This window comes from Frigoribacterium sp. Leaf172, assembly GCF_001424285.1.
GTDB lineage: Bacteria > Actinomycetota > Actinomycetes > Actinomycetales > Microbacteriaceae > Frigoribacterium.
Window position 1 is genome coordinate 477,252 of sequence record NZ_LMPB01000002.1, and the last position, 17,082, is coordinate 494,333.

Below are 17,082 nucleotides of genomic sequence, written 5' to 3' on the forward strand. Positions count from 1 at the left end.
GCCGGGCCGCGGGCCCTAGCCGGCGTCCGGCCGCCGCGGGGACTCTGCGTCCGGCGCGGCGTCGCCGTCCGGCGCGGCAGCGGTCGGCGGCACCGCGGTCGCTCCGGAGGCGACCGCAGCGGCCGTGGCCGCCTCACCGGCCGTCGACGTCGCCCGCCCACGGCCGGCAGCCTCCAGCTCCTCCGCCTCGGCACCCGAGAGCGCCTCTCCCCTGGCCACCATGCCGGCGACGTCGCTGAGCGCGATCTGCGGCAGGAACAGGGCCAGCACGAGAGCCACGGCGATGAACGGGACCAGGTAGGCGAACACCGGTGCGAGCGAGTCCGCGTACGCCTCGACGACCAGCCGGCGGATCGCGTCGGGGAGTTCGTTCAACGCCGCCGGATCGAGCGTGGCGGTCGCCGACGAGGCGTCGCTCGGCGAGGCGCCGGCGTCCGTGAACACCGTCGTCAGGTTCGACGTCAGACGGCTCGTGAACATGGCGCCGAAGACCGCGACGCCGAGGGCCGCTCCGACCTCGCGGAAGTAGTTGTTCGTGCTCGTCGCGGTGCCGACGTTCGCCGCGTCGACCGAGTTCTGCACGACCAGCACGACGACCTGCATGATGAGGCCGAGCCCGGCGCCGAAGACGAACAGGAACACGCAGATCATCGCCAGGGGCGTGTCCGCCGTCAGCGTCGTGAACAGCAGCATGGCGATGCCCGTGAGGATGGTGCCGACGATCGGGTAGATGCGATACCGGCCCGTCTTCGTGATGAGGTTCCCCGAGAGGATCGACGTGCCGATGAGGCCCGCCATCATCGGGAGCAGGAGCAGACCCGACACCGCCGCGGAGGCGCCCGACGACATCTGCAGGAACGTCGGGACGAACGCGATGGCCGAGAACATGCCGATGCCGAGCACGAAGCCGATCCCCGTCGCGAGCACGAACACCTTGTTGCGGAAGAACGACAGCGGGATGATCGGGTCGTCGGCGCGCGATTCGACGAACACGAACAGGCCGACGGCCACCAGGAAGCCGGCACCCCACGTCCAGGTCTCGCCGGCGCCCCAGCCGTGGTCCGCCTGTCCGCCGAACTCGGTGAAGAAGATGAGGCAGGTCGTCGCGGCCGAGAGCAGGACGACCCCCAGGACGTCGATCCGCTTCGAGGCCTTCTTGCTCGGGAGGGTGAGGGCCATCCAGGCGATCACGAACGCGGCGACGCCGACCGGGATGTTGATGTAGAAGGCCCACTGCCAGGTCAGGTGGTCGACGAAGAACCCGCCGAGGAGGGGGCCGCCGATCGCGGAGAGGCCGAACACCGCGCCGAGCGGGCCCAGGTACTTGCCGCGCTCGGACGCGGGCACGATGTCGGCGATGATGGCCTGCGACAGGATCATGAGCCCGCCGCCGCCGAGACCCTGGATCGCCCGGAACACGACGAACATCCAGAAGTCGTCGGCGAAGGCGCAGCCGATGCTCGCGAGCGTGAAGATCGCGATCGCCGCGAGGAAGAGATTGCGCCGACCGAGCACGTCGCCGAATTTGCCGTAGATGGGCATGACGATGGTGGTGGCCAGCAGGTAGGCGGTGGTGATCCAGGCCTGGTGCTCGACGCCGCCGAGCTCGCCGACGATGGTCGGCATGGCCGTCGAGACGATGGTCTGATCGAGGCTCGAGAGCAGCATGCCCGAGATGAGGGCGCCGAAGATGATCCAGATCCGCCTCTTGGTGAGGAGGAACGGCGCGTCGCCCTTCGTGGCGGGTGTGGTGGACGTGGTCATGACGGGCTCAGCGGGCCTCTCGCTCGGTTGTGACGGGGACGGTGGGGGGCGTGAACAGCTGCCGGGCGAGACCGAACCACTCGGCGAGGACGTCGTCGAAGCGCCTCGTGGGGTCGTCGGTCTCGAAGAAGAACTCCTCGACGGCCCGCTGGGTCAGCGACGTGGCGAGGAGGAAGGCGGCCTCGATGCGCCGGTCGTCGGCGGGCAGACCCTCGTGGCGCGCGATCGCCGTGATCACGCGCCGCTTCTGCTCGCCGCCCTGGCGCATGATCGCGGCGAACAGCCGCGGCTCGCGCTCGAGCGCGGCGCGGAACTCGGCGGCGCGGTCGCGCGTCAGCCCGATCTGCTCGACGCGGGCGACGACGAGTCGCGACAGGTCGTCGAACACGCTCGACAACGGCAGGAGGCGCGGATCGCGAGACGACGCCGCGTACGCGTCGAGCGCGTGGTCGTCATCGTCGATGGCCGTCCCGACCACGGCATCGTCCTTCGAGGCGAAGTGGTTGAAGAACGTGCGCCTCGACACTCCGACGGTGACGCAGAGCTCGTCGATCGTGAAGCCGGCCGAACCGCGGGCCGCGGTCAGCCGTCGCGCCTCGGCGACGAGGTCCGCTCGGAGCCGGACGCGTCGGAGGCCAGCCCTGCCGAGCGCCTCGGGAGCCGTGGTCGCCGCGGGGCCGGTCATCGCGCCTCCTGCTCGATCGTCGTCGGATGTGGTCGGCGACGTCGCCGGAGGCTGGATGCCCGACATGCACTATTGCACTCCTCGGATCAGAGTGCAATAGGACTCGCACCGCACTGGCCGTGTGCCGCACCATCCGGGCGGGTACGCCGTGATGCTGCGAGGATCGACGCATGAACTGGCGCAGGATCCTCAAGGCGTTCCCGACCGTCGTGCTCGTCCTCGACATCCTCATCCGGATCGCCGCCGTCGTGGTGGTCCCCCGCAACCGCCGCCCGAGCTCGGCCATGGCGTGGCTGATGGCGATCTTCGTCGCCCCCATCCCCGGCAGCATCCTCTTCGGCCTGATCGGGTCGACGAGGCTGCCGCAGGATCGCCGCGACCGGCAGCGCGAGATCAACGACCTCATCCTCGAGAACACGAAGGGGCTCGACAACCGCGCCGACACGGTCACGCAGCCGCCGTGGTTCGGCACCGTCGTGCGGCTTAACCGCACGCTCGGCTCCATGCCCCTCATCCCGGGGAACACCGCCCGGCTGCTGCCGGAGTACGCCGAGTCCATCGCCGCCATGACCGCCGCCGTCGACGCCGCCGAGCGCTACGTCCACGTCGAGTTCTACATCTTCACCCGCGACGAGAGCACCTACCTCTTCTTCGACGCCCTGAAGCGGGCGCACGACCGAGGCGTCCGGGTGCGCGTGCTGTACGACCACTGGGCGACGATCCGCAACCCGCAGGGTCGCGTCACCCGCCGGTGGCTGCGCGACTCGGGCATCCGGTTCGAGGAGATGCTCCCGTTCCACCCCACCAAGGGCATGTGGCGCCGGCCCGATCTGCGGAACCACCGCAAGATCGTCGTGGTCGACGGGAACGTCGCCTTCACCGGTTCGCAGAACATGATCGACCCGAGCTACAACAAGCGCGGCAACATGCGGCGCGGTCTGCAGTGGAAGGACCTCATGGTGAGGCTCGACGGCCCCGCCGCCATCGGCCTCAACGCCCTCTTCATCACCGACTGGTACAGCGAGACGGACGAGCTGCCGACCGACACCGACGCCGACGCGGACGCCGAGTCGCCGGTCGACCGCCCGGCCGACTCCGAAACCCTCGAGTGCCAGGTGGTCCCGAGCGGACCGGGCTTCGACGGCGAGAACAACCTGCGCCTGTTCAACGCCCTCGTCTACGGTGCCCAGGAGCGCCTCATCATCGCGAGCCCGTACTTCGTCCCCGACGACTCCATGCTCTACGCCATCACGACCGCCGCCGAACGAGGCGTCGACGTCCAGCTCTTCGCCTGCGAGGTCGCCGACCAGTTCATGGTCTATCACGCGCAGCGCTCGTACTACGAGACGCTGCTGCGCTCGGGAGTGCGCATCTTCCTGTACGAGAAGCCGACCGTGCTGCACTCGAAGCACTTCACCGTCGACGACGACGTGGCCGTGATCGGCTCGAGCAACATGGACATGCGCTCGTTCAGCCTGAACTTCGAGGTGTCGCTGATGGTGCGCGGCGCCGGCTTCGTCGAGGAGGTCCGCCGCATCGAGGACGACTACCGCTCTCGGTCGCATGAGGTCACCCTCGCCGCGTGGTTGTCGCGACCCGCCGGGCTGCAGGTGCTCGACAACGTCGCCCGGCTGACCGCCGCCGTGCAGTAGCCGCGCTGTCAGCCGGCGACGGCCTCGCGCAGCGTCGCCACGATCACCCGCCGGGCCGCGCGCCCGCTTCGCGTCGGCAGCAGCGGGAACGCGTGGATCAGACCGGGCCCCTCGTGCCAGTCGAGCGAGACGCCCGCGGCGGCCGCGCGGGACCTCAGGAGGTGCGCGTCCGGATTCAGGACGTCCCGCGTCCCCGAGAACACGGTGAGAGCGCCGAGCCCCGACAGATGGCCGAACAGCGGGCTGACCGTGGGGTCGCGGAGGTCGAGGGCCCCGCGCCAGTGCTCGGACAGCACCCGGCCCCCCGGTGTGCCGAGCCACGGGTCACTCGGCTGGACCTCCGGGATCCGCGGGTTGCTCCAGCCGAGGTCGAGTGCGGGGGCGATCAGCACCGTCCTCGGCACGACGACTCCGGCGTCACGCAGCGACAGGGCGGCCGAGAGCGCGATCTGGCCGCCCGCCGAGTCGCCCGCGAGTGCGACCGGTCCCGTCGACGACGCGACGAGGTCGACGACGCCGCGCCGCGCCTCCTCGGCCGTGCCGAACGGGACGAGACCGTAGATCGGCACGACGACCGTGGTGGCCGACTCCGCCGCGATCTGCGCGATCAGATGCCAGTGCTGCGACACGATCTCGCCGACCCAGCCGCCGCCGTGCACGTAGACCACCGAGCCGCTCGAGACCCCGTCGCGGCGCGTCACGCGGTACACCGGCCACGCGCCCCGCAGCTCGACGTCGACGCGGACGTCGGAACGCAGGGTGCTCGGCGGACCGAACGGCGCGGGGCGCAGCGAGCGGGCGCGGATCCGTCGACGGGCGCCCGCCGCGCTGACGAAGGTCCGATTCGCCCCCGTAAGCCGCAGGAACGTCGTCACCACCGACTGCGGCACGACGAGCCGCGCCCCCAGGGGCACGCTCACGCCCTGGTCGGAGGAACGGAGGGGGCCGGCGCCGCGCGTGCTCATGCACCGACGGTACCCCGCGTCACCCGGCACGGAGGGGCCACCGAGGAGGCGCGCGTACCGTCCAGCGGACACGCACCGACGAAAGGAACGCCCTATGACCACCCCCATCCGCACCGTCATGAGCCCCGCCCGCTACGTCCAGGGCAAGGACGCGATCACCCGCCTCGGCGAGTTCGTCGCGCCCATCGGCCGGCGTCCGCTGATCGTGTCGGACGACATCGTCTGGGGTCTCGTCGAGGACGCCGTCACCGCCGGCTTCGAGACCGCCGGGCTCGGCGTCGAGCGCGTGGGATTCGGCCGGTTCGCGACCCCCGCGGCGATCGACGAGCTCGTCGAGACCATCCAGGGCGCCTCGGCCGACGTCGTCGTCGCCATCGGCGGCGGCAGCGCGATCGATGCCGCGAAGGCGGCGGGTCACCTCGCCGGCATCCGGTGGGTCAGCGTCCCGACCGTCGCCTCGACCGACGCTCCGACGTCGGCGCTCGCCGTGGTCTACACCGACGAGGGCGAGTTCATCGAGTACCGGTTCTTCCCCCGGAACCCCGACCTGGTGCTGATCGACACGCAGCTCGTCGCGAACGCCCCCGCGAAGTTCCTCGTCGCGGGGATCGGCGACGCCCTCGCGACCTGGCTCGAGGCGCGCGCCTCCGCCCGCTCGCACGCCACCACCATGGCCGGCGGCCTCCCCACGCAGGCCGGCACGGCCCTCGCCGAGCTGTCGTGGCGCATCATCCACGAGAACGCCTTCTCGGCGCTCGCGGCCGCGGAGGACGGCGTCGTGACCCCGGCCCTCGAGGCCCTCGTCGAGGCCAACACGCTGCTCTCGGGGCTCGGCTTCGAGTCGGGCGGGCTCGCCGCCGCGCACGCCATCCACAACGGGCTGACCGCCGCACCGCAGACGCACGGGCTCACCCACGGGCAGAAGGTGAACATCGGCTCGATGACGCAGCTCGTGCTCGAGGGTGCTCCTCGCGCCGAGATCGAGGACTTCGTCGAGTTCACGACGCGGGTCGGGCTGCCGAACACCCTCACCGAGATCGGCCTCACCGTCGACGACCTGGACGAGCTGACGGCCGTCGCCGAGGCCGCCACCGTCGAGACCGAGACCATCCACAACATGCCGTTCCCGGTGACGGCCGCCGACGTGGTCGCCGCCCTCGTCTCGATCGAGCGGCTGTCGCGCTCGATCCGCGCCGAGCGGGGTCTGCCCGAGCCCGAGCTGTACGTCGCCGGGCACTGACGAGGCGGCACGTCAGACCCCGGGAAGCCGCCGAGACCCCAGGGCGCGAGCCGGGGCCTGAGCGGCTCCCCGGGGTGTCGAGCGACGGCGTCGCGGCGTCCGTCACCTGCGGGACACCTCGACCGGGCATCCTGTCCCGGTGACGCACGACGCGACGACCGAACCGGCCACCCGAGGCACCCCCTTCGAGGTCGCCCGGGTCTTCTCCCTGCTGGGGCTGACGTCGTTCGGCGGCCCGGTGGCGCACCTCGGGTACTTCCGGTCCGAGCTGGTCGAGCGGCGACGATGGCTCCCGGACGCCCGCTACGCCGAGCTCGTCGCCCTCGGACAGTTCCTGCCCGGCCCGGCATCGAGTCAGGTCGGGTTCGGGCTCGGTCTGCTGCGAGCCGGGCCGCTCGGGGCGGTGGCCGCGTTCGTCTCCTTCACCCTCCCGTCGGCTCTGATCCTGTTCGCCGCCGCCCTCGGCGTCGGAGCGCTCGACGGGCCGGTCGGCACAGCCGTCGTGACCGGTCTCACGATCGCGGCCGTGGCGGTCGTCGCCCAGGCCGTGACGGGGATGGCGCGGACGCTCGCGCCCGACCCGACCCGCGCCTCCCTCGCCGTCGCCGCGGCCATCGCGGCCCTCGTGCTGCCCGGCTCGACCGGCCAGGTCGGGGCGCTCGCCGTCGGCCTGCTCGCCGGGATGGTCCTCTGCCGAGGAGACGAGGAGGCGCGGGTCGAGACGGTCCGGTCGCCCGTCGGTCGACGGGTGGGCGCGGTCTGCCTGACCGTCTTCGCGATGCTCCTGGCGGGGCTGCCCGTGCTGACCGCCGCGACCCGGTCCGAGACGGTCGCCCTGATCGACGTCTTCTACCGGGCCGGCGCGCTCGTCTTCGGCGGTGGTCACGTGGTGCTGCCGCTGCTCCAGGCGGGCCTCGTCGAGCCCGGATTCGTCGATGACGACGTCTTCCTGACCGGCTACGGCCTCGCGCAGGCGGTGCCCGGGCCGCTGTTCACGTTCGCGACGTATCTGGGGGCGGTCGCCGACCTCGGACCGGGCGGGGCCCTCGGGGCCGTGCTGGCCACCCTCGCGATCTTCGCGCCCGGGTTCCTGCTGCTCGTCGGGGTCCTGCCGTTCTGGGACGCCCTTCGTGGTCGCCGCCTCGTCGGAGCGGCCGTCCGCGGGGCGAACGCGGCCGTGGTCGGGGTGCTGGTCGCCGCGCTCTACGACCCCGTGTCCACCGCGGCGATCACCGGCGTCGGGTCGTTCTGCCTCGCGCTCGTGTGCTTCGTGCTGCTGATCGTCTGGCGGGTGCCGGCGTGGGCGGTCGTAGCCGTGGGGGCGGTCGGCGGTCTCGTGCTGTCGGCGGGCGGCGTCGCCTGACCGGTGGTCGGCGGCCCCGCCCGTCTCCGCCGACTGAGCCGTCGCCCCGGGCGGCCGCCGCAGCGTGTCGGGCGCGCGCCCCCTCGTGGTGGGCCCTACCGGGCTCGAACCGATGACATCCACGGTGTAAACGTGGCGCTCTACCAACTGAGCTAAAGGCCCCTGCGCCGGTCGGACCGGGCGGGTGTGAAAAGGATAGCCGTCGAGGAGGCGCGGGTCGCGCCTCCTGGCGGGTGTCGCGTCAGACGGTGGCGGGCACCAGGGCGTCGAGCGAGGCCCGGTAGTCGTCGAGCGAGCGCTCCTGGCCGGGCTCGGTCACGAAGTGCTCGCGGATGACGCCGTCGACGTCGATCAGGAACGTGGCGCGCGTGGCGAAGCCCTTGTGCTCGAGGAACACTCCGTATTCCTTCGACACCTCGCCGTGGGGCCAGAAGTCGGCGAGGAGCGTGAACTCGTAGCCCTTCTCGTCGGCGAACGCCCGCAGGGTGGCCTTGGAGTCGACGGAGACCACGAGCAGCTCGACGCGGTGGTCCTGGAACATCGACAGGTTGTCGCGGAGCGTGCAGAGCTCTTTCGTGCAGGTGCTCGAGAACGCCAGCGGGAAGAACACGAGCACCACGGGCCTGACGCCGCGGAAGTCCGAGAGTCGGACGTGCTCGCCGAACTGGTTCGGCAAATCGAAGTCGGGAGCCTGGATGTCGTTCTCCAGTGCCATGGTGCGATCCTTCCGCGTCGGCCCGGGCGGCCGGCGACAAACACGATGAGTGATCCTACGCCGCACGCGGGCGAGCGCAAGGGCCGCTCCCAGCGCGTGCGGAGGCTGACTGGGGCAGGGTCACTGTCAGTCGGGGTCACTAGACTCGGGCGAGTCAGGTGGGTGCGTGTCCGGAACCCGGGCGCGAGAGACCTGGCATCTGTCTGTCCACCACACACGGTGCGACCCACACACGGTGCTATCAACACCACGATATTGATTGAGGTCAAGGGTGACGGTAAACGACCAGGACCCGTACACGGTCGACACGACCGATCGCGATCCCGAAGAGACCGCCGAATGGCGGGAGTCGCTCGACTCCCTCGTGGCGGCCCAGGGGCACGAGCGGGCTCGCGAGATCATGAAGAGCCTGCTGACTCGGTCGAGCGAACTGCACCTCGGTGTGCCGATGGTCCCGAAGACGGACTACGTCAACACCATCGCTCCCGAAGACGAGCCCGCCTTCCCGGGCGACGAAGAGCTCGAGCGCCGCTACCGCCGCTGGATCCGCTGGAACGCGGCGATCACCGTGCACCGCGCTCAGCGCCCCGGCGTCTCGGTCGGCGGCCACATCTCGACCTACGCCTCGTCGGCCGCCCTCTACGAGGTCGGCTACAACCACTTCTTCCGAGGCCAGGATCACTCCGGCGGCGGCGACCAGATCTTCTTCCAGGGCCACGCCTCCCCCGGCATGTACGCCCGCGCGTACCTCGAGGGCCGACTCGGCACCGATCAGCTCGACGGGTTCCGCCAAGAGAAGTCCCACGCCTCGGGCGGACTCAGCTCGTACCCGCACCCGCGCCTCATGCCCTCGTTCTGGCAGTTCCCGACCGTGTCGATGGGTCTCGGCCCCATCAACGCGATCTACCAGGCGCAGGTCGCCAAGTACCTCACCAACCGCGGCATCAAGGACGCCTCCGACCAGCAGGTCTGGGCGTTCCTCGGCGACGGCGAGATGGACGAGGTCGAGAGCCGCGGTCAGCTGCAGGTCGCGGCGAACGAGGGCCTCGACAACCTGAACTTCGTCATCAACTGCAACCTGCAGCGCCTCGACGGGCCGGTCCGCGGCAACGGCAAGATCATCCAGGAGCTCGAGAGCTTCTTCCGGGGCGCCGGCTGGAACGTCATCAAGGTGGTCTGGGGTCGCGAATGGGACGACCTGCTCGCCCGTGACACCGAGGGCGCGCTGCTCAACCTCATGAACACCACGCCCGACGGCGACTTCCAGACCTACAAGGCCGAGAGCGGTGCGTACGTCCGAGAGAACTTCTTCGGCCGCGACCCGCGCGCCCTCGAGCTCATCAAGGACTTCACCGACGACCAGGTCTGGAACCTCAAGCGCGGCGGCCACGACTACCGCAAGGTCTACGCCGCGTTCAAGGCGGCGGCCGAGCACAAGGGCCAGCCGACCGTGATCCTCGCGAAGACGGTCAAGGGCTACGGTCTCGGCCCGTCCTTCGAGGGTCGCAACGCCACGCACCAGATGAAGAAGCTCACGCTCGACAACCTCAAGCAGTTCCGCGACGAGATGCGCATCCCGATCTCCGACTCGCAGCTCGACGAGAACCCGTACTTGCCGCCGTACTACCACCCGGGCGACGGCGACGAGGCGATCCAGTACCTGCACGAGCGCCGGCGCGCTCTCGGCGGGTACGTTCCCGAGCGCCGCTCGAAGTACACGCAGCTCTCCGTCCCCGAGTCGACGTCGTACGACGTGGTCAAGAAGGGCTCGGGCAAGCAGGAGGTCGCCACGACGATGGCCTTCGCGCGTCTGCTCAAGGACCTGCTCCGCACGAAGGACTTCGGCCACCGGATCGTGCCGATCATCCCCGACGAAGCACGCACGTTCGGCATGGACGCCTACTTCCCGACGTCGAAGATCTACAACCCGAACGGTCAGCACTACACGTCGGTCGACCGGGAGCTGCTGCTGGCCTACAAGGAGAGCCCCCAGGGCCAGCTCCTGCACGTCGGCATCAACGAGGCCGGGGCGTTCGCGGCCTTCACCGCCGTCGGCACCTCCTACTCGACCCAGGGCGAGCCCCTCATCCCCGTCTACGTCTTCTACTCGATGTTCGGGTTCCAGCGCACGGGCGACGCCATGTGGGCCGCCGGCGACCAGATGGCCCGGGGATTCATCATCGGCGCCACGGCCGGTCGCACCACCCTGACCGGTGAAGGTCTGCAGCACGCCGACGGACACTCGCCGCTGCTCGCGTCGACGAACCCGGCGGTCGTGTCGTACGACCCCGCATTCGGCTACGAGCTCGGCCACATCGTCAAGTCGGGCATGGACCGCATGTACGGCACCGACGAGAACGGCACCCCGACGCACGCCGATCCGAACGTCATGTACTACATCACGGTCTACAACGAGCCGATGCAGCAGCCCGTCGAGCCCGACGACGTCGACGTGGACGGCATCGTCCGGGGCATCTACAAGCTCAAGAGCGCCGAGAACCTGGGCCCGCGCGCCCAGCTCCTCGCGTCGGGCGTGGGTGTGCCGTGGGTGCTCGAGGCCCAGCGCCTCCTCGCCGACGACTGGAACGTGGCCGCGGACGTGTGGAGCGTCACCTCCTGGAACGAGCTGCGACGCGACGGGCTCGCCGCCGACCAGCACAACTTCCTCAACCCCGAGGGCGAGCAGCGCATCGCGTACGTCACCGAGAAGCTCCAGGGAGCCGAGGGTCCGTTCATCGCGACCAGCGACTTCATGGCCGCCGTCCCCGACCAGATCCGCGAGTACGTGCCCGGCGACTACCTGACGCTCGGCGCCGACGGCTTCGGCTTCTCGGACACCCGCGCGGCGGCCCGTCGATTCTTCACGATCGACGGACCCTCGGTCGTCGTCCGCACGCTGCAGGCCCTCGCCCGCCGCGGAGAGGTCGAGCCCCACATCGTGCAGCAGGCCATCGACAAGTACCGGCTGAACGACGTGACCGCCGGCACCAGCGGCAACGCCGGCGGGGAGAGCTGACCGGCCAGTGAGTGCAGAGCGGGTTCCGACCTCGCCGATGGAGCCGTCCGCAGCCACGAAAGAGCGCACGCTCGCGTGGCTGCGGACGGTCTCGGGGGAACTCTCCACCGCGACCATCAAGCGGCTCGAAGAGACACTCCCCTGGTACGGCGACATGCCGCCCGGGCGACGATCGGCCGTGGGGCTCGTCGCCCAGGCCGGCATCACGTCGTTCATCAGCTGGTTCGACGACCCGCGGTCCACACCCTGGATCGCGGCCGACGTCTTCGGCGCCGCTCCCCGCGAGCTGCTCCGATCGATCAGTCTCCAGCAGACGCTCCAGCTGATCCGGGTCACCGTCGAGGTCGTAGAAGAACGAGTCAAAGACGGTGACGACTCGCTGCGCGAGGCGATCCTGCTCTACTCGCGTGAGATCGCGTTCGCCTCAGCCGACGTCTACGCCCGGGCAGCCGAGGCACGGGGCCTCTGGGACGCCCGCCTCGAGGCCCTCGTCGTGGATTCCATCCTCAGCGGCGAGTACGACGACGAGCTCCCCAGCCGCATCGCCGCGCTCGGATGGCACGGGCACGGCGAGGTCTCGGTGCTGGTTGGCACGACCCCGCGGATGCTCGACGTCGACATGCTGCGTCGGACGGCCCGCCACCTGGCCGCCGACGTGCTGATCGGCGTGCAGGGGCGCCGCCTCGTCCTCGTCATCGGACGAGCCGAGGAGGCCGTCGACGAACACGGCACCCCGTCCGGCGCCAACCGCCCCTCGTTCACCGACATCGCCAAGGCGCTCGAACCCGGCTTCGGCGACGGGCACCTCGTGCTCGGACACGAGGTCCCGAGCCTCGTCGACGCGTCCAAGAGCGCCAAGACCGCGCTGGCCGGCTTCTCGGTGGCGCGTGCCTGGCGCAACGCACCGCGCCCGGCGCTGGCCGACGACCTCCTGCCCGAACGCGCTCTCGCCGGTGATCCGGTCGCCCGGTCGACGCTCGTCAACCGCGTGTACAAGCCGCTCAAGCTGCACTCGACCGAGCTGCTCGCGACCCTGTGGTGCTACCTCGACAACGGGAGGTCCCTCGAGGCCACCGCCCGTGAGCTCTTCGTGCACCCCAACACCGTGCGATACCGGCTCAAACGGGTCAGCGACGTGATCGGCTGGGACGCCACCGGCGCCCGCGAAGCGCTCATCCTCCAGTCGGCGCTCATCCTCGGGTCGATCGCCGACCACGACGGGCAGGCGGGGCGCCGTCGCTGAGGCCGACCCGCGCATCCTCGGCTGCCGGATGGTGAGAACCCACAAGGCGGTCGCGGATCTTTGGTCGAGTTGCTACACCGGCGGCGCCACTCGGGGCGGCATGATGGATCAGTGATCGTTGTCGTTGCGCCCGGCCAGGGCTCCCAGAAACCCGGATTCCTCGAACCGTGGCTCGCCGACCCGCAGCTGGCGTCGCTGCTCGGCGAACTGTCCCAGGCGGCCGACGTCGACCTCGTCGCCCACGGCACCACGTCCGACGCCGAGACCATCCGGGACACGGCGGTCGCCCAGCCCCTGATCGTCGCGGCCGGCATCATGACGGCGCACGCCCTCTTCTCCCGCGTGGACCGTTCGCGCATCGCCGGGGTCGCCGGGCACTCCGTCGGAGAGTTCACGGCGGCCGCGGTCTCCGGGGTGCTCAGCGACACCGACGCCGTCTCGCTCGTCGCCGAGCGGGGCCGCGCCATGGCCGACGCCGCCGGTCGGGTCGAGACGGGCATGAGCGCCGTGCTCGGCGGCGACCATGCCGAGCTGCTGGCCCGTCTCGACGAGCTCGGACTGGAGCCGGCCAACTACAACGGCGGCGGGCAGATCGTCGTCGCCGGCGAGCTGTCGGCCCTCGCGGCCCTCGCCGAGCAGCCGCCCGCGAAGGCTCGGGTGATCCCCCTCCAGGTGGCCGGAGCGTTCCACACGCGCTACATGCAGCCGGCCGTCGAACGTCTTCGCGACGCGGCATCGGGTGTGGCCGCGTCCGACCCCACCCTCACCCTGTGGACCAACAGCGACGGCGGCGTCGTCACCGAGGGCGCCCGATTCGTCGACCTCCTCGTCGGTCAGGTCTCGTCGCCCGTCCGCTGGGACGCCACCATGGAGTCGTTCGCGGCCGCGGGCGTCACCGGGCTGATCGAGCTGGCTCCGGCCGGGGCCCTCACCGGCCTCGCCAAACGCGCGCTGCGGGGCGTCCCCTCCGTCGCGATCACGACACCCGACGACCTCACGGCCGCCGTCGACCTCATCGAGGGAGCAGCATGACCACCCCGCAGTTGAACCAGACCACCGGCGCGCAGTTCACGCGCATCTACGCGCTCGGCGCCGCACGCGGCGAGAACGTCGTGCCGAACGCCGACATCGTCGAGCCGATCAACTCGTCGGACGAGTGGATCCAGCAGCGGACCGGCGTGGTCACCCGCCGTCGCGCCGGCAAGGACGTCAAGGTCGTCGACCTCGCCGAGGCCGCGTCGAAGGAGGCCATCGAGAAGTCGGGCATCCGCCCGGACCAGATCGGCGCCGTCCTCGTCTCGACCATCGGGGCGGGCGTCGCCACCCCGTCGGTGGCCTCGCTCCTCGCCGAGCGGGTGGGCGCCAACCCCGCCGCCGCCTACGACATCTCGGCCGCCTGCGCCGGGTTCACCTACGGCATCGCGCAAGCCGACTCGTTCGTCAAGTCCGGCCTCGCCGAGTACGTCCTCGTGGTCGGCGCCGAGAAGCTCAGCGACGTCATCGACCCCACCGACCGCACGATCTCGTTCCTGCTCGCCGACGGCGCCGGCGCCGCGATCGTCGGACCGGCCGAGTCGGCCGGGATCGGCCCGACGGTCTGGGGCTCCGACGGCTCGAAGTGGGACGCCATCGGCATGACGAACACCATGCTCGAGTACCGCGAGGGGGCGGGCGAGATCGCCTGGCCGACCCTCCGCCAGGAAGGCCAGACGGTCTTCCGCTGGGCCGTCTGGGAGATGGTCAAGGTCGCCCGCCTCGCCCTCGAGCGCGCCGGCGTCACGGCCGACCAGCTCGCCGCGTTCGTCCCCCACCAGGCCAACATGCGCATCATCGACGAGTTCGCGAAGCAGCTCGGCCTGCCCGAGTCGGTCGTCATCGGCCGCGACATCGCGACGATGGGCAACACCTCGGCGGCCAGCATCCCCCTCGCCACCCACCGCCTCCTGGACGAGCACCCCGAGCTGAGCGGCGGTCTCGCCCTGCAGATCGGCTTCGGCGCCGGCCTCGTCTTCGGCGCGCAGGTCGTCGTGCTCCCGTAGCGCGCCGCCCCTCCAACGAGCTCCCCGCCTTATAGGCTTTCCCCCGGTCAACCGACACCCCTCAAGGAGAACAACACCATGGCACTGTCCACCGAAGAAGTCCTCGCCGGCCTGGCCGAGCTGATCAACGACGAGACCGGCATCGCGACCGACACGGTCGAGATGGGCAAGTCGTTCACCGACGACCTCGACATCGACTCGATCTCGATGATGACCATCGTCGTCAACGCCGAAGAGAAGTTCGACGTCAAGATCCCCGACGAAGAGGTCAAGAACCTCAAGACCGTCGGCGACGCCGTCACCTTCATCACCAAGGCACAGGACTAGACGTCAGCTGCCCGGTCGTCCCCGCGAGGGGACGACCGGGCGCCCCGTCGTCGGAGCCGCCCGTCCGACAGGCCGCACGCCCGTCCCGGGCCGTCCCTCCAGGAGAATCGTCATGACCAAGAAGATCGTCGTCACCGGCCTCGGTGCCACCACCCCCCTCGGCGGGACCGCCGTCGAGAGCTGGCAGAACCTGCTGGCGGGCCAGTCGGGCATCACGACCCTCGAGCAGGAGTGGGTCGCCAAGTACGAGCTGCCCGTCACCTTCGCCGGGCAGGCCCGCGTGCCGTCCGCCGACGTGCTCGACCGCCGCGAGACCAAGCGCCTCGACCCCTCCAGCCAGTTCGCCCTCACCGCCGCCCGCGAGGCCTGGGCCGACGCCGGCTCGCCCGAGGTCGTCCCCGAGCGGTTCATCGTCGACTGGGCCACCGGCATCGGCGGCGTCTGGACCCTCCTCGACGGCTGGGACACCCTCCGCGAGAAGGGCCCGCGACGGGTCCTCCCCATGACCGTCCCCATGCTCATGCCGAACGGCCCCGCCGCCGCCATCTCGATGACGCTCGGCGCCCGCGCCGGTGCCCGCACCGTCGTGTCCGCGTGCGCCTCGAGCACCGAGTCGATCGCCATGGCGTACGACCACCTCCAGTCCGGGCTCGCCGACATCGCGATCGCCGGCGGCTCCGAGGCCGCGATCCACCCCATGCCCCTGGCGTCGTTCGCCGCCATGCAGGCGCTCTCGAAGCGCAACGACGACCCCGCGACGGCCTCACGTCCCTACGACGTGACCCGCGACGGCTTCGTCCTCGCCGAAGGAGGCGCCGCTCTCGTCCTCGAGACCGAGGAGCACGCGCTCGCCCGCGGCGCCCGCATCTACGCCGAGCTGATCGGCGGCGCGGTCACGAGCGACTCGTACCACATCACCGCCCCCGACCCCGAGGGCAACGGCGCCGCCCGGGCGGTCATCGCCACCCTCGAGAACGCCGGCATCGAGCGCGAGCAGGTCGTGCACGTCAACGCCCACGCGACCAGCACGCCGGTCGGCGACATCGCCGAGTACCACGCCATCAAGCGGGTCTTCGGCGAGCACACGCCCCGGCTGATCGTCTCGGCGACCAAGGCGGCGACCGGGCACCTCCTCGGCGGAGCCGGCGGCATCGAGGCGCTCTTCACCGTCAAGGCGCTGCACGAGCGCGTCGCTCCCCCGACGATCAACGTCACGCAGATGGACGACGAGATCGACATGGACGTCGTCGTCGGCGAGCCCCGGGCCCTGCCCGACGGCGAGATCGTCGCCCTCAGCAACTCGTTCGGCTTCGGCGGGCACAACGCCGTCATCGGCTTCCGGTCGGTCTGAACCGCAGAAGGAGGCGCGGGTCGTGTGAACACGACCCGCGCCTCCTTCGTCCGTCGCGGCGTCTCGCGCAGCGGCGCCGGCGATCAGCCGACCTTGTGCAGCCAGACCACGGGGTTGCCCTCGCCGCTGTAGCGGAACGGCTCGAGCTCGTCGTCCCAGGCCTGTCCGAGGGCGAGACGCAGCTCGCGGTGCAGCTCGAGCGCGTTGGAGCCCGCGACCTCCATGGCGTAGCGGACGCGGTCCTCCGGGACGACCGTGTTGCCGGCCGTGTCCGTCTGCGCGAAGAAGATGCCGAGGTCCGGCGTGTGCATCCACCGCCCGCCGTCGTGCTGCGCATCGGGGTCCTCGGTCACCTCGTAGCGGAGGTGCTCCCAACCGCGGAGAGCCGACGCGATGCGGGCGCCCGCGCCCTCGTCGCCCTGCCAGGAGAACTCCGTCCGCTGGGAGCCGCCGAGGATCGGCTGGTCGACCCAGGCGAAGTTGACGGCGTGCCCCAGGGCACGACCGACAGCCCACTCGACATGTGGGCACAGTGCACGAGGGGACGAGTGCACATAAAGCACTCCCCGAGCCATTGCAGCAGCCACGATTCCTCCATCCGGTTAGGTGCGACTTCCCCATCGACCTGGTGAACGAGTGAAACGGTGGCTTCTCGTGCTGTATGAGATTGTGAACGGACTGGTCCGCTGGCTGAATCATCGCAGACCGGGACCTCGGATCAC

14 protein-coding genes and 1 tRNA gene are annotated in these 17,082 nt (G+C 70.6%); 9 read left to right on the forward strand and 6 right to left on the reverse strand.

The window, feature by feature from the left end; all coding sequences use genetic code 11:
* Positions 1-15 precede the first annotated feature (15 nt).
* Both ASF89_RS08505 and ASF89_RS08510 read right to left on the reverse strand, forming a co-directional pair.
* Positions 16-1,764 (reverse strand): MDR family MFS transporter, encoded by a 1,749-nt coding sequence (locus tag ASF89_RS08505; protein ID WP_055813789.1) that lies wholly within the window; start codon positions 1,762-1,764, stop codon positions 16-18.
* A 7-nt stretch (positions 1,765-1,771) separates the two neighbouring features.
* Positions 1,772-2,515 carry a TetR/AcrR family transcriptional regulator gene (locus ASF89_RS08510; protein ID WP_055813793.1) on the reverse strand — a complete coding sequence of 248 codons (744 nt, stop codon included), beginning with the start codon at positions 2,513-2,515 and terminating at the stop codon, positions 1,772-1,774.
* 104 nt (positions 2,516-2,619) lie between these two features.
* Here ASF89_RS08510 and cls point away from each other — a divergent pair, with 104 nt between their 5' ends.
* Entirely contained in the window at positions 2,620-4,101 is a 1,482-nt protein-coding gene (cls, locus tag ASF89_RS08515; RefSeq protein WP_055813796.1) for a cardiolipin synthase, read from the forward strand.
* Positions 4,102-4,109: 8 nt separating this feature from the next.
* On the opposite strand, the gene ASF89_RS08520 is transcribed toward cls, so the two are convergent.
* Positions 4,110-5,066: an alpha/beta hydrolase fold domain-containing protein gene (locus ASF89_RS08520; protein ID WP_082489891.1), complete on the reverse strand. Its 957-nt coding sequence runs from the start codon at positions 5,064-5,066 to the stop codon at positions 4,110-4,112.
* Between the two features lie 94 nt (positions 5,067-5,160).
* On the opposite strand from ASF89_RS08520, the gene ASF89_RS08525 reads away from it, so the two are divergent.
* Complete coding sequence (locus ASF89_RS08525) at positions 5,161-6,306, forward strand: glycerol dehydrogenase (protein WP_055813799.1); 1,146 nt, start codon at positions 5,161-5,163, stop codon at positions 6,304-6,306.
* Between the two features lie 139 nt (positions 6,307-6,445).
* The gene (gene chrA, locus ASF89_RS08530; protein ID WP_055813802.1) at positions 6,446-7,669 is read left to right on the forward strand and encodes a chromate efflux transporter; all 1,224 of its coding nucleotides are present in this window, start codon (positions 6,446-6,448) and stop codon (positions 7,667-7,669) included.
* Between the two features lie 86 nt (positions 7,670-7,755).
* Here the strand turns inward: chrA and ASF89_RS08535 are convergent.
* Both ASF89_RS08535 and ASF89_RS08540 read right to left on the reverse strand, forming a co-directional pair.
* A tRNA-Val gene (locus tag ASF89_RS08535) sits at positions 7,756-7,831 on the reverse strand.
* Positions 7,832-7,910: 79 nt separating this feature from the next.
* Complete coding sequence (locus tag ASF89_RS08540; RefSeq protein WP_055797083.1) at positions 7,911-8,384, reverse strand: peroxiredoxin; 474 nt, start codon at positions 8,382-8,384, stop codon at positions 7,911-7,913.
* Between the two features lie 271 nt (positions 8,385-8,655).
* On the opposite strand from ASF89_RS08540, the gene aceE reads away from it, so the two are divergent.
* The 6 genes from aceE to ASF89_RS08570 all read left to right on the forward strand — a co-directional run bounded on the left by aceE (position 8,656) and on the right by ASF89_RS08570 (position 16,360).
* Complete coding sequence (gene aceE / locus ASF89_RS08545) at positions 8,656-11,400, forward strand: pyruvate dehydrogenase (acetyl-transferring), homodimeric type (protein WP_055813805.1); 2,745 nt, start codon at positions 8,656-8,658, stop codon at positions 11,398-11,400.
* Between the two features lie 37 nt (positions 11,401-11,437).
* Positions 11,438-12,643 (forward strand): CdaR family transcriptional regulator, encoded by a 1,206-nt coding sequence (locus tag ASF89_RS08550; RefSeq protein ID WP_055797077.1) that lies wholly within the window; start codon positions 11,438-11,440, stop codon positions 12,641-12,643.
* Positions 12,644-12,754: 111 nt separating this feature from the next.
* On the forward strand, positions 12,755-13,675 hold the full coding sequence (locus ASF89_RS08555) for an ACP S-malonyltransferase (RefSeq protein WP_055813808.1): 921 nt from the start codon (positions 12,755-12,757) through the stop codon (positions 13,673-13,675).
* On the forward strand, positions 13,672-14,682 hold the full coding sequence (locus ASF89_RS08560) for a beta-ketoacyl-ACP synthase III (RefSeq protein WP_055797071.1): 1,011 nt from the start codon (positions 13,672-13,674) through the stop codon (positions 14,680-14,682). The genes ASF89_RS08555 and ASF89_RS08560 overlap by 4 nt, the downstream gene beginning before the upstream one ends.
* A 78-nt stretch (positions 14,683-14,760) precedes the next feature.
* A complete protein-coding gene (locus ASF89_RS08565) occupies positions 14,761-15,009 on the forward strand; it encodes an acyl carrier protein (RefSeq protein WP_055797067.1) in 249 nt (82 codons plus the stop codon).
* A gap of 112 nt (positions 15,010-15,121) precedes the next feature.
* Positions 15,122-16,360 carry a beta-ketoacyl synthase gene (locus tag ASF89_RS08570; RefSeq protein WP_055797064.1) on the forward strand — a complete coding sequence of 413 codons (1,239 nt, stop codon included), beginning with the start codon at positions 15,122-15,124 and terminating at the stop codon, positions 16,358-16,360.
* 83 nt (positions 16,361-16,443) lie between these two features.
* Here the strand turns inward: ASF89_RS08570 and ASF89_RS08575 are convergent, their stop codons facing one another.
* The gene (locus ASF89_RS08575) at positions 16,444-16,935 is read right to left on the reverse strand and encodes a DUF3145 domain-containing protein (RefSeq protein ID WP_082475128.1); all 492 of its coding nucleotides are present in this window, start codon (positions 16,933-16,935) and stop codon (positions 16,444-16,446) included.
* Positions 16,936-17,082: the final 147 nt, after the last annotated feature.